At 35.7% G+C, this 12,371-nt stretch carries 9 protein-coding genes, 4 pseudogenes, 1 CRISPR repeat array and 1 other annotated feature; of the genes and pseudogenes, 10 read left to right on the top strand and 3 right to left on the bottom strand.

Translation table 11 applies throughout. The annotated features are described in order from the left end of the window. Window positions 1–5: 5 nt before the first annotated feature. Window positions 6–1,315: direct repeats of the CRISPR family, unit length 28 nt; unit sequence GTGTTCTCCACGTATGTGGAGGTGATCC. A gap of 91 nt (window positions 1,316–1,406) precedes the next feature. Continuing rightward, window positions 1,407–2,069: pseudogene (locus ICI50_RS11080) on the bottom strand (FAD-binding protein); the annotation flags it as partial. Between the two features lie 171 nt (window positions 2,070–2,240). Here ICI50_RS11080 and ICI50_RS10280 point away from each other — a divergent pair. After that, window positions 2,241–3,158, top strand: coding sequence for a LysR family transcriptional regulator (locus tag ICI50_RS10280; RefSeq protein WP_056940952.1), 918 nt, complete (start codon window positions 2,241–2,243; stop codon window positions 3,156–3,158). A 251-nt stretch (window positions 3,159–3,409) separates the two neighbouring features. Here ICI50_RS10280 and ICI50_RS10275 read toward each other — a convergent pair. Both ICI50_RS10275 and ICI50_RS10270 read right to left on the bottom strand, forming a co-directional pair. After that, a pseudogene (locus ICI50_RS10275) lies at window positions 3,410–3,732 on the bottom strand (putative quinol monooxygenase). 186 nt (window positions 3,733–3,918) lie between these two features. Beyond that, window positions 3,919–4,464 (bottom strand): cysteine hydrolase family protein, encoded by a 546-nt coding sequence (locus tag ICI50_RS10270; RefSeq protein WP_013854982.1) that lies wholly within the window; start codon window positions 4,462–4,464, stop codon window positions 3,919–3,921. A gap of 263 nt (window positions 4,465–4,727) precedes the next feature. Between ICI50_RS10270 and ICI50_RS10265 the strand changes: the two genes are divergently transcribed. From ICI50_RS10265 to ICI50_RS10240, 9 genes and pseudogenes are all read left to right on the top strand, one after another. Beyond that, complete coding sequence (locus tag ICI50_RS10265; RefSeq protein ID WP_013854983.1) at window positions 4,728–4,961, top strand: prevent-host-death protein; 234 nt, start codon at window positions 4,728–4,730, stop codon at window positions 4,959–4,961. Window positions 4,962–5,082: 121 nt separating this feature from the next. Beyond that, window positions 5,083–5,280, top strand: a complete 198-nt coding sequence (locus ICI50_RS10915) for a hypothetical protein (protein WP_013854984.1) — start codon at window positions 5,083–5,085, stop codon at window positions 5,278–5,280. Between the two features lie 56 nt (window positions 5,281–5,336). Further along, entirely contained in the window at window positions 5,337–5,684 is a 348-nt protein-coding gene (locus ICI50_RS10910) for an aryl-sulfate sulfotransferase N-terminal domain-containing protein (RefSeq protein ID WP_013854985.1), read from the top strand. 44 nt (window positions 5,685–5,728) lie between these two features. Beyond that, on the top strand, window positions 5,729–6,466 hold the full coding sequence (locus tag ICI50_RS10905; RefSeq protein WP_269079395.1) for an aryl-sulfate sulfotransferase: 738 nt from the start codon (window positions 5,729–5,731) through the stop codon (window positions 6,464–6,466). Further along, entirely contained in the window at window positions 6,435–6,767 is a 333-nt protein-coding gene (locus ICI50_RS10980) for an aryl-sulfate sulfotransferase (RefSeq protein WP_269079396.1), read from the top strand. Before ICI50_RS10905 ends, ICI50_RS10980 begins: the two co-directional genes overlap by 32 nt. 91 nt (window positions 6,768–6,858) lie before the next feature. Continuing rightward, window positions 6,859–7,105, top strand: a binding site (T-box leader). A gap of 67 nt (window positions 7,106–7,172) precedes the next feature. Beyond that, a pseudogene (locus ICI50_RS10255) lies at window positions 7,173–8,798 on the top strand (peptide ABC transporter substrate-binding protein). Between the two features lie 12 nt (window positions 8,799–8,810). Continuing rightward, window positions 8,811–10,016, top strand: coding sequence for a metal-dependent hydrolase family protein (locus tag ICI50_RS10250; protein WP_188891678.1), 1,206 nt, complete (start codon window positions 8,811–8,813; stop codon window positions 10,014–10,016). Window positions 10,017–10,249: 233 nt separating this feature from the next. Next, window positions 10,250–11,515: an ATP-binding protein gene (locus ICI50_RS10245; RefSeq protein WP_188891676.1), complete on the top strand. Its 1,266-nt coding sequence runs from the start codon at window positions 10,250–10,252 to the stop codon at window positions 11,513–11,515. Between the two features lie 53 nt (window positions 11,516–11,568). Then, window positions 11,569–12,345: pseudogene (locus ICI50_RS10240) on the top strand (Fic family protein). The last annotated feature ends 26 nt before the right edge of the window (window positions 12,346–12,371 follow it).

The raw sequence follows: 12,371 nt of genomic DNA, 5'->3' as shown, positions 1-12,371 counted from the left end.
TTAGTGTGTTCTCCACGTATGTGGAGGTGATCCTACGATGGGCAGTGGTTCAACTGGAGTTGCTGCGTGTTCTCCACGTATGTGGAGGTGATCCTTAAGGAATCCAGATGAATTAGATTTAATCCAAGTGTTCTCCACGTATGTGGAGGTGATCCTAATCTTGATTTCTCTTGCAATAGTTTCTCCAAGTGTTCTCCACGTATGTGGAGGTGATCCTACCTCCATCAGCTCGATGAACTAATGAAGGTTGTGTTCTCCACGTATGTGGAGGTGATCCTAAAAAGCATGTATCACGAGACGATACAAGCAAGGTGTTCTCCACGTATGTGGAGGTGATCCCGTGAAGTTAAGGTCTTTCCTTTCAAGTAGAAAGTGTTCTCCACGTATGTGGAGGTGATCCTTACATTTCCAAGAACAAGTGTTTAGAAGTCAAGTGTTCTCCACGTATGTGGAGGTGATCCTACCTCCATCAGCTCGTCGCGAACTAATGAAGGGTGTTCTCCACGTATGTGGAGGTGATCCCTCACTTTATAAGCATAATAAAGGATTTCATAAGTGTTCTCCACGTATGTGGAGGTGATCCTCCCGACCCTTATCTTTAGGTAGCCCCGCTATGGTGTTCTCCACGTATGTGGAGGTGATCCCTAAGTAATCACCACTCCTTGAGTTCACATGAGGTGTTCTCCACGTATGTGGAGGTGATCCTATGGCTAAGGCAATTGAGCTTACTGGCCGTAAGTGTTCTCCACGTATGTGGAGGTGATCCCGTGACAGAAAAATTATTTCATGGGGACTGCCTGTGTTCTCCACGTATGTGGAGGTGATCCCGGTGATGGCGGCCCAGCAGCTGGACTTCTCAAGTGTTCTCCACGTATGTGGAGGTGATCCCGTAATGACTTCCACCGTTTAAATCATGGTAGGAGTGTTCTCCACGTATGTGGAGGTGATCCTAATCAGTGCATTCCGATTTTTCATAAATCAAGGTGTTCTCCACGTATGTGGAGGTGATCCTGGAGGCTCAAAAATGATTAATCGAGTAGTTTTGTGTTCTCCACGTATGTGGAGGTGATCCAGTCTGAGCAATTAAGCCCTTAGTCTGCATCTGTGTTCTCCACGTATGTGGAGGTGATCCTAACATTGATTTTCCCAGCGTCCAACGTACCGGGTGTTCTCCACGTATGTGGAGGTGATCCCAGCATCGGTCTTAGTAACCTTAGGGACAGGGCGTGTTCTCCACGTATGTGGAGGTGATCCTGACATCATTGTGTGGATGTATGATAAGAACGGGTGTTCTCCACGTATGTGGAGGTGATCCTATCAGTCTTCCAATATTTGTAAGATGGAATCTTATCTTCTTTAATTTGTCCACCGAACATCATAGCCATTCCTAAATTAAATTTTTTAGCACCGGTTGCCCAAGCAAGTTTAAGTCCTGAGCCACCGCTTTTACCAGAGTTCATTGGTACAATTCGATTAGAATTAGAGTTGAAATATTTAGTTAGCATCTCACGGTTATTTAAATATCCACCAGTTGCCAGGATAACTGCTTTAGTTGCGATATTCTTCGCCTTTTTAGTTTCAAAATCTTGAATAGTTATACCGGTGATCTTGTCAGAGCTATCTTGATTAAGTTTAGTTACCGTAGCTGAAGTTATATATTCAACATTGTGTTTTTTAGCGTAAGGCTCAGGTGCATCGTGAATTGCATGACGACCTAAACCATCAAACATATGCCAGGTATTAAGTCCTGAACCTAAGGTAGCGACACCCTTGAATTTGACACCTAGATTTTTAAGCCAGGACACATTTTCGGCTGATTGCTTAATATAATCTTTCCAAATTAAGGTATCAGCTTCATAATGAGAGAATTCTTGCTCATCATGGAGTATTTCATTACCAGTTATATTGATACCTTGCTTCTTTTGCATATCAGTTCCAACAGCAAACACGCCTTCAACATAGTTGCCTGAACCACCAGTCGTACGTCCTTTTTCGACAACTAGGGCTTTTAAATTCTTTGAAGCTGCTTCAGCTGCAGCTGACTGACCAGCTAATCCAGCACCGACAATTACTACATCATATTGATTTTATTTAGGTAGCATTATTTTAGCCCTCCGATTATTATTAATTAGTTATTATCATTAAGAATTTTGTAATTGTTTACATGTATAATATATTGAGTATGTTGTAGCAAGTAAAATAGTTTTTTGAGAAGAAAGTTATTGTAGATTAGTAATAATATGATGGAAAATAAACTTATTTATAAAATTTTAACAGCAGTTTCTACCAATAATACGATTAGTAATGTAGCTAATGGACTGTATTTGAGTCAGCCATATGTTAGTCAGATTATAAGTAAAACAGAGAAGAAATATGAAACTAAATTGGTGAATCGAAATGAAAAGCCAATTTCTTTAACGGCAGCAGGTATTAAATTGTTGCAGGATTTAGATGATGAAATCAAATTGCATGAGAAAACCAAACGAGATTTATCTTTTTTTGCTTCTAAAAATGGCAGAGTCATTCGCGTAGCAATTACCCCGATTTGGATTTCCAATTTAACTGCTAAGGTAATCCATGATTTACAAGCTATGTTTCCAGAAGTACAATTTCAGATTGAGCGTTTTTTTACAGCGGAGAATGCACCAGCATTACTTCAGAGCAACAAGATTGATATCTTTTGGGGTGCATTTTTGCATCAAGATCAAATTACATCCCAGTACTTATATCGGTCAAAAGCTTATGTGATTATTCCGTTTAATCATCCTTTGTATGATCAATCCCAAAAATATCTTGCCTATACTCCGGAACTATTTGCTAAATTGAATAAAAGTAACTATGTAGCATTGACGGACAATTCTTTATATCAAACTATAGTTGATCATGTATTTGAAGATGATGGATTAAAGGTCAAGAAGATAATTAGAACCAATGACTTTATTGGCGCCGGATTATTAGCAATTGAAGGTATGGGAATTACTATTACATTAGGTGATATTTTGCTTTATTTAGGAAATAAGCATAATTATAATTTGATGGAATTACCAGAGAGTCTTATTAATTTAGACGTGGGGATAAGTATTAATGCTGCTTCCCCTGATTTGGTTAAAAAGGTAGCTGAAAAGTTGCAGCTGATTATACAGAAGAGTGTTGGGTAAAAAAATGAATTTTATAAATTGTTTTGTCGTTAAATAAAAGTGAAATATATATTGCTTAACAATAATATGAGTCATGTGGTGATAAATTAATGTAAAATGTGAATTTTATTTTTAATTAGTATGTTTTGCTATTAAATTAGTTTTTAGGCGAATTCTTTTAGTATCTTTTGAATAAACTTAGGCAATATTAAAACAAATTGCTCAATTATTTTGACAATCTTTTCTGTGAATTCAACTTCTACTTTTTTCAGTTATTTACGTAAATACTTTTGATCTTTTTCTGGGACTATATTAGAAGTAAAGCGTTCAATTTTCATATGTAAATCATATTTATCACGCAATTTAGCTAGGTCTGCCATCATTGAAGTTTGGTGATGGTGATCAATTGATTTTTGATCTTTCCAGGAATCAATAGAATTGTGTCGGGATCACTTAATGGTTGAAAATAATCATAGCGCAAATTGCCAGCTTCTTGACGAATTTGATCAGCCAGACCACTTTCTTTTATTTCTTTAGCAAATTTTTGTGCACTACCATTTTTACCAGTATAGTAAAGATTGACTGTTAGACTCATAATTTATGTCCTCCTTTTTCAATTTCAGTTTGGTATTGAACTTTATAGGTATTAAATATTTATTTTTTGTAAGCTACTATTCATAAAATGAATGGATGGCTTTTCTTAATATATCAAAATCTATTATTTAGTATAAAACACCGCTGTATCATCTTCTATCGAATACAGTGGTGTTTAAATTTAATTCTAAATTAATTTTGCACCTAATGAATTTCTAAAATGGTCAAAAGCCCACTCATTGCCATACTTAGTAAAAGTAGCCACACCTTTTTTAGGAATAGTAATTTTGTAATTCAAATTATAAGCCGCAATTGCTGTATGGAGAACGCAGATGTCAGTGCAGACACCAGTAAGCCAGAGATCATCAATCTTACGCTCACGTAAATAATTATCTAAATTAGTATTTTGGAAAGAAGAATAGCGATTTTTGTTAAACTGGTAAACGCGATTACTATCCTTATGTTCCTGGAACCAAGTTTTGAGTTTACCGTACAGTTCTTGACCTGGTGTCCCCACAATGTTGTGTGGCGGAAAAAGTTTATATTCAGGACTGAATTTGTCACCAGTATGCCCATCAGTCGGAAAGATTACATAATCTCCATTGTCAAAAAAATCATTTGCTAAAGAAAGTAAATAGTCTTCTATTGCTTGAGCTGGCTTGCCACAGGTCAAGGAACCATCATCGGCTACAAAGTCATTGGTGTAATCAATTATTAGTAATGCTTTAGTCATCTTGTTCACCTCATGAAATATGTTAGTTGTTTTAATTATATTCCGAATAAAAATATTGTCTATTAAAGTACTAATTAGTTTATTGCGATTGGCTTCTGAACAGTTTTCGCATAACGTGCTAGCCTGTGGATTTATTGTCAGTAAGTCATCATTAAAAAACATATGTTGCCGCAGATCATCAGTTCGGGTATAATGTAAATAACTCGCAAATACGAACATATATTTATCGTAATCCATAAGGTAATTATCGGAGGTAGATTATAATGGCACAAATTAAACCTGTTTCAGAGTTGAAAAACTATCAAACTGTTTTGGATAAGGTCAAAAAGGGCAAGCCGACTTTTCTTAACCAAGATGGTCAGCTTAAGTATGCTTTAGTTGATATTAACGAATATGATGAATTTATTACTGCGTTGGATCTTCTAAAAAGGTTAAAAAATGCAGCGGCATTGGAGCATTACGATTTCGATGCAATTAAAAAGGATTTGTTTGAGTAAGTGATGTTGGAGATTGATAAACTTAGGTAGTTCTTTTTTACCATTAGTATTCGTGTTCTGTCATCATTCTGCAAAATCTGAAGACTATAATGACGAATGGGATAGTAGAAAGGATCACATATTGAGGAAAAAGAACTTATCAATCACCCTAATTATTGGAGCATTGGCATTAGCTACACCACTAACAGTAAATACTAATTCGCAAATAGTTTTAGCGCAGAAGAGAAATGGCAACGCTAAAAAGACTAAATTGAGCGATGGTCAAATCATTAAGAATCTGGGAGTTAGGCAGTTGCTAATCCAGAAAATGACCAGCTAACTCAAAAATATGCCGAGATAGTTAGAGGGCAAAAATATACTTGGGAAAACCTATACTTGAAGGTCAATCCTTACAAGAACTCGCCATTAACGGCTTTGATGATTTTCCACACTAATCAACCAACTAAGATTAGCTATCAAGTGCAAGGAATTAGTGATCACACAACTATTTCTAATAAAGTCGATGGTTACCAGACTGAGCATCAAGTTCCAATTGTCGGCTTGCATGCTGGCTTTGAAAATACGGTAACGCTAACGATGACCGATGAAGCAGGCAATACTCAAACTAAGACCGTTAAAATTAAAACAAGTAAATTGCCGAAATGGATTAGAACTACGCCATTAAATGTTACCAAAAATGATAAGAGTAAAATGCAAATTGGTTCAAATGAATTACGGTTTTAAATCGGACCACCAAGCAAACCTATGTCGTTGATGCCAATGGGCAAGTGCGTTGGTACTACTTACACTGGAATGAACACGTTTTTGAACAATTGCACAATGGCCACTTGTTAATGTATGGCAAGATCAAGAGCAGTGATGGAAAGTATAATTTGCTCGTAGAGACTGATTATTTGGGTCGAGTTTATCATCAAATTAGCTTAGATAAAACGCTTGGTGGCAGCCTAGCAGGTACGCAAGGTGTCTCAATTGTGCACCATGACGTGGCGGAAATGCCAAATGGTCATTGGCTAATTACGGTAGATGACGGTAGCAAATATGTTGAAGATACCATTGCTGAATTGGATCCGAAGGCTTGCAAGATTGTCAAAGTAATTGACTTTAAGAAAATTTTTCCATCTTCGATGTATACTAAGAGCCATTTGAAGGCAATTGACAAAGCAAGTGCTGGGCTAGGTTTAATTGACTGGATGCACCTTAACACTATTGATTATGATGCTAAGACTGACAATGTTATCTTGTCTTCACGTAATCAAGATATGGTGTGGTCGATGAATTATAGAACTAACAAGCTGAATTGGATTTTTACTAGTAAGCCAGCCAGCAAGTGGCCTAAGTCTTACCGAAAATATTTGTTAAAACCAACTAAGGGTACCAAATATACTGGTGGTCAACACGGTGTGTACAAACTGAGTCAAAGTAGCGATGTCTTAAAGATCATGCTTTATGACAATAACGTAGCCGTGACTAACGGTGATAAGAAGCAGAGCAAGCCAGGGTGCTGAATACGAGATTAATACTAAAACCAAGTCAATTAAGCAAGTTTGGTCATATGGTAAGCAATTAGGAAAAGCCAACTTCACCAATGTCATTGGCTATTCTCAGAGATTAGCCAATGGCAATACTTTGATTGACTTTGGTTACAAGGACAATGGTAACCAAAGCAATATCATTGAAGTTGATCCTTCAGGTCAGCAGGTTTTCAATCTGACAACTTATAATTCAGCCAAGAATAAGACCTACGTTTACCGAGCATATCGGATGAAATTCTATCCTGATAACTATGTCTTTGATGCATTGAAGTAAGGTAGAATGTTATTTTTTAAATTAAATTTATTTAAGAAAACTATTAACATAAAATTAAATCCTGCTATTATTATTTCCAACAAGAAGAAATATTTTAGCTTTGATAAGGAAAGTAACATAAAGTAAGATTTTCAGAGAGTCTTCGGTTGGTGCAAGAAGATAATTAAGCTTTACGCGAAAATCACCTTTGAGCAGAAAACACGATATTAGTGTTTTCAGGGTCCGCCCTTTACAGCGGCGACGTATCGCTAATCAGTCTTGATTGGCCGCACGTGCATGAGGTCAATGATTAAGTCATTGACGAAGAATAGGTGGTACCGCGTATAGACGCCCTATTAGATCAAGTAGATCTGGTAGGGCGTTTTTTGTTTATCCAAGCTAAAGAGATAAATGGAGGAGAAAGTTATGAATAAATGGTTAAAAGTTTTAGCAGGTGGATTAGTAATGACAAGTGCTGCGACAGTGTTAGCAGCTTGCTCTAATAGTAAAGCCGATTCTAAAGGGTTGGAAAAATCTTTAACTTGGATGACAACATCAGAAATTCAAACACTTGATCAAAACAAAATGGTTGATACTTCTAGTAGTGAGCAAGCAACTAATGTGTTTGAAGGACTAAATCGCGTGGGAAAAAACGGCAAAATCGAACCTGGTGTTGCTACCGTTTCTATTGCAAGCAAAGATGGATTAACTTGGACATTTAAGTTAAGAAATAATGCCAAGTGGAGCAATGGTAATCCAGTTACGGCTGATGATTTCGTTTATTCTTTAAGGCGAGTGATGGATCCTAAGACGCAATCGCAGCAACAAAATAATTATCAAGCAGTTAAAAATGCTACGGAAGTAGTAGCTGGTAAGAAATCACCAACTTCATTGGGTGTAGAAGCTAAAGATAAGCATACTTTAGTTGTTCATTTAACCCATCCAGTACCGTATTTTAAAACATTAACTGCTTCAAGCTGGAATCCGGTTAATGAGCATACTGTTAAAAAATATGGCAAGAAATATGGTACTGCATCTAAGTACATGGTTTATAACGGTCCTTTCGTAAGTACCGGTTGGACGGGTTCAAACTTAAGCTGGAAATTAAAGAAAAACAATTATTACTGGGATAAGAAAGATGTTAAATTGAACACTATTAATTACACAGTAGTGAAGACCCCAGCTACAGACTATACTTTGTATCAAGCTGGAAAATTAGACGGTGCTTTTCTTGATACTCAAGCATCTAAACAATTAAAACATCAAAACGGTTATAGAGTATTTAAGTCGGATAGGACAGAATATTTAACTTATAACGTTTCTAAGAATAGAGATATGGCTAATGTTAACTTAAGAAGAGCATTCTCAATGGTTCTAAACCGAAAAGAACTTGCATCAACTGTTGGCTGAGCTAATACGGTAGCTACAACTTTTACCGGGCCTCAAGAAACTGTTAATAGTATGAACTTTAATAAATATTTTGATAGACAAGGTGCTACTAGTAAATACACAGATTTTAATAAAAAAGAGGGCCGAGTTTTATTCAACAAAGCTTTGAAAGAACTAGGTAAGTCTAAAGTTGAATTTACTCTAGGTGGAGATGATGATGACCTTTCCAAGAAGGTTATGGAATATGTTCAGAGTCAACTTGAGAGTACTTTTGGTAAAAAAGTTGAAGTTCATGTTCAATCAATGCCTAAGACCACTAGAGTAAGCAATATGCTTAATGGAAAGTACGATGTTGATTTTACTGGGTTAACTACTAATTATAACGATCCTTACTCAATGTTGAGCGTAATGATGAGTGGTGAAAATTATAACTTTGGTAAATGGTCTAATAAGCAATATGACCAATATCTAACCCTTTCAAGCAAAGAGATGAATGTAAAAAAGCGTTTATCTGATTTAGTTAAAGCAGAGCAGGTTTTAGATAATCAGCAACCATTAACACCACTTTATCATGATGGTCAAGCCTGGATGGTTAGAGGAAATGTTCATAATCTAGTCTTTAACAGTAATTTTGATTTTAGAAATACATTTGTTACAAAGTAGGAGGAAGATAATATGACTAAGACAGTTTTTGTAAATTGTAATTTATTTGTTGGTAATAGTGAGGAATTGTTAGAGAACGCATGGTTTGTAGTTGATAATGAGACAGGCAAGTTGACTGCAAAGGGTACAGGAAAAGTTACTATTACTGCTGAGCAGACAGTTGACCTAAATGGCCAATATGTAATGTCTGGATTAATTAATGCACATACTCATGTAGGATTAGTAAATGCAGCTAAAGATCATTATCCAGAAACTGAAGCTTTGGTGACTTATAAGGCGTTGAAAGATTTGAAAAGTGGGTTAAAGGGAGGAGTAACATATATCAGAAGTTGTGGAGTTCCCTTTGATGTAGACGTAAAACTCAAAAATATGAGAGATGCTTATCCTTTCGAAGGACCTGGAATGAGACCAGCAGGGATGCCAATCTCTATTTTAGGCGGTCACGCTGATCAACCATTAGGTGAAAACCATGAATTAAATGCGGCTCACTTAGTTAATTCTCCGGACGATGTTCGTAAAGCTGTACGTGAGCAATTCAAAAAAGGTGCTGAAAACGTCAAGTTAATGGCTACAGGGGGGATTATGTCTCAAGGTGATCAAATCGATGATACTGAATTGTCACTAGAAGAGATGAAAATGGCTGTAGAAGAAGCCCACTCTAAACACATGACAGTATGTGCTCACGCAGAAGGACGATTAGGAATCCATTATGCGGTGGTGGCAGATGTAGATTCAGTAGAACATGGCTTTTATGTAAGTGATGAAGATATTGAATTAATGAAAAAACAAGGTACATTTTTGTCACCAACATTGATTGCTGGACACCAACTTGCAGTTTACGGTAAAGGAAAGATGACAGACTTTTCATATCAAAAGATGTGCGAACATGTTGATGCCTTCTATGCGCACGTTGCAAAGGCCATTAAATCAGGAGTAAAGCTTGCTCTTGGAACAGATGCTGGTACATTTATGAACCCACTTAAAAATACTGCTAAAGAATTAACAGAACTTGTTCGAGCAGGCGCAAGTAACTATCAAACTTTACATGCAGCAGGATTGGGCTCAGCAGAATTATTGAAAATTGATAATGAATATGGTTCTTTAGAAGAAGGGAAGTATGCAGACTTCTTAGTATTAAAAGCAAATCCACTTGAAAATGTTTCGGCAGTAGAGCAGGATGATAAGCAAGTTTATCAACACGGAGTGAGAAAGTTTTAAAATATTTTTATATGATATTGTAATTAAAAGCATCCTTATGAGTTTTTTCATTCAGGGATGTTTTTTTAGTAAATTATAAAGCTAACTAGATTGTTATCTGCTATCGGGTATTTAAAAAATCATGGGTGATATTATCACCATAATAATACAAAATATTAAATTATTGATTAATATAATAAGCTAAAATATAATAAATTTAATTACTGTGTTAATAAAAATGGGAGATAACTTAAATGAATCCAGATCTACTTGCTGCCATTATTATTGAAGGGCAAAAGAATATCAGAAATATTAGTATCATACCTAGAGACTATCATTTTGAGGATAGTTTGAACTATGTTTTAGTTGGTTTGCGTCGATCTGGTAAATCAACTTTGCTATTTAAACGTGCCCAAGATCTGGTAAACAAGCAAAACGTAGATTGGTCTCAAATTGTTTATTTGAATTTTGAAGATGAACGTCTTGATGGTTTTCAATTGAGTGATTGTAATAATATTTTGATTGCAGCTAATCAATTAACGACGAAGAAACATTATTTTTTGTTTGATGAGATTCAAAATATTGAAGGCTGGGAAAAGTTTGCTCGTCGTTTGGCAGATCAAGGTGAAAGTGTATATTTAACTGGAAGTAATTCCAAGGTTTTAGGTCACGATATTGTTTTGAGATTGGGTGGCAGGTATATGGCTAAATATATTGCACCGTTTAATTTCTCTGAATATTTAACCGCTAAAAATATTTCTCATGACAAGCTAGCTCTTTTGGATACAGTCAATAATGGTCAAATTCGTGCAGCCGCAAATGAGTACCTGCGCTATGGCGGACTGCCAGAGTCTATTTTGTTATCAGACAAGCGAAACTATTTGACTAATATTTATCAAAATGTATTTTTGGCTGACATAATCGTGCGTAATAAGATTCGTAATGAGAAAACCATCTCACTACTGATCAGAAAAATTGCTGATACTGTGATGCATATAGTTTCGTATGCAAACTTGTACAAAAATGTGAAATCAGTGATTAATACAGTCAGTCGTAATGCGATTATTGATTATATAGATTATGCTAAGGAAGCGTATTTAATTTTTTCGACCAAAAATTATTTTGCAAAATTCAATGAGCGTGAAAGCAGTCCTAAATACTATTTTACAGATAATGGTATTTTGAATTTATTTTATATTGATAAGTTGCCAGCGTTGCTGGAGAACATAGTGGCAATTAAACTACATAACAAATATCAAGAAAAACTATTTTATCTAAAGTCTAAAAAGACTGGAGTTGACATTGATTTCTATGTACCGGCTAGCAAAACTGCTATTCAAGTTGCATGGGAAGTAAATGACACCTCGAAAGAGCGTGAAATAGGAAATTTACTCAAATTAGCTGACAATTTTACTGAAGTGGAAAATCTCGTGATTGTCACCCATGGTGAGGAAGAAACAATTGAAAAAGAGGGCAAGACGATTCAATTAGTACCACTGTATAAATTTTTGCTGGAATAATTGGTTCAGATTGCAAGTTGTAAAATTGAGTTAGTAAAGAAGGTTGAGATAAGATGGATGACAATTTAAGCTTAGCAAATTTCATAGTTTCCTTTGGTAGCATGAATGGCTATAGTAGTACCGTTCTACAAACTAAGCTTGCGTTAGATTTTCACAATTTATCCCAGCTTAAAAATCAGCATCATGATGGTGGATTACTAAAGGACGCATTAGACGGAATAACAGTTGCTCAAAAAATGGGCTTTTCTACGAAAAGTATTATTGAAATTAATAAGACTTTCGTTCATAACCAAAATGAAGATCCCAATATTCCAGGTCACTTAAGAAAAGCTAGCTCTAATCCTGATGATGCAGTTATAGTTGTAACAGATCCTAATGATACAACAGACGGAGCATATTATGCACCTGAAAATGTTTATTCGCAGGATTTAGATGATATAGTAAATGAATTCAAGTAATCTGAGCAATCTGTTAAAGATGCTTGGAGAGTATTTGCTGAACTGTCTAAATTGCAACCTTTTCAAGATGGAAATAAAAGGACGGCTTTAATTGCCGCCAATACGGCTCTTAATACTTGGGGTTCGAAAGATTATCTGATTTTACCTTTTGATAATATTGAACATGCAGCCTTCATGGTTAACTTAATGCGTTTCTATCGAGCTACTACGAAAGAGCAGGAAAATATAGCATTAGATCGCATCATAGATACTTTGCCAACCTCTAAAGAAATTCAGTATTATTTGAGTAATTCAATAGAACAAAAGGATGAGGGTATTAATAAGCTGAAAAATAAACGAGTAAAATCGTTTTTTAAGAAGAATTTGGATTAGTAAGATCTTTAACTATCAAAATTAGA

The organism is Lactobacillus kefiranofaciens (genome assembly GCF_014656585.1).
GTDB classification, from domain to species: Bacteria; Bacillota; Bacilli; order Lactobacillales; family Lactobacillaceae; genus Lactobacillus; species Lactobacillus kefiranofaciens.
The sequence above is the reverse complement of the archived record's forward strand: the minus strand, read 5'-3'. Positions and strand labels throughout refer to the sequence as shown.

Excerpts from the sequence above, each read along its gene's own strand:
- ICI50_RS10265 (WP_013854983.1), top strand. The coding sequence starts at position 4,728 with ATGGCACAAATTAAACCTGTTTCAGAGTTGAAAAACTATCAAACTGTT.
- ICI50_RS10250 (WP_188891678.1), top strand. The coding sequence starts at position 8,811 with ATGACTAAGACAGTTTTTGTAAATTGTAATTTATTTGTTGGTAATAGT.
- ICI50_RS10245 (WP_188891676.1), top strand. The coding sequence starts at position 10,250 with ATGAATCCAGATCTACTTGCTGCCATTATTATTGAAGGGCAAAAGAAT.
- ICI50_RS10280 (WP_056940952.1), top strand. The coding sequence starts at position 2,241 with ATGATGGAAAATAAACTTATTTATAAAATTTTAACAGCAGTTTCTACC.
- ICI50_RS10270 (WP_013854982.1), bottom strand. The coding sequence starts at position 4,464 with ATGACTAAAGCATTACTAATAATTGATTACACCAATGACTTTGTAGCC.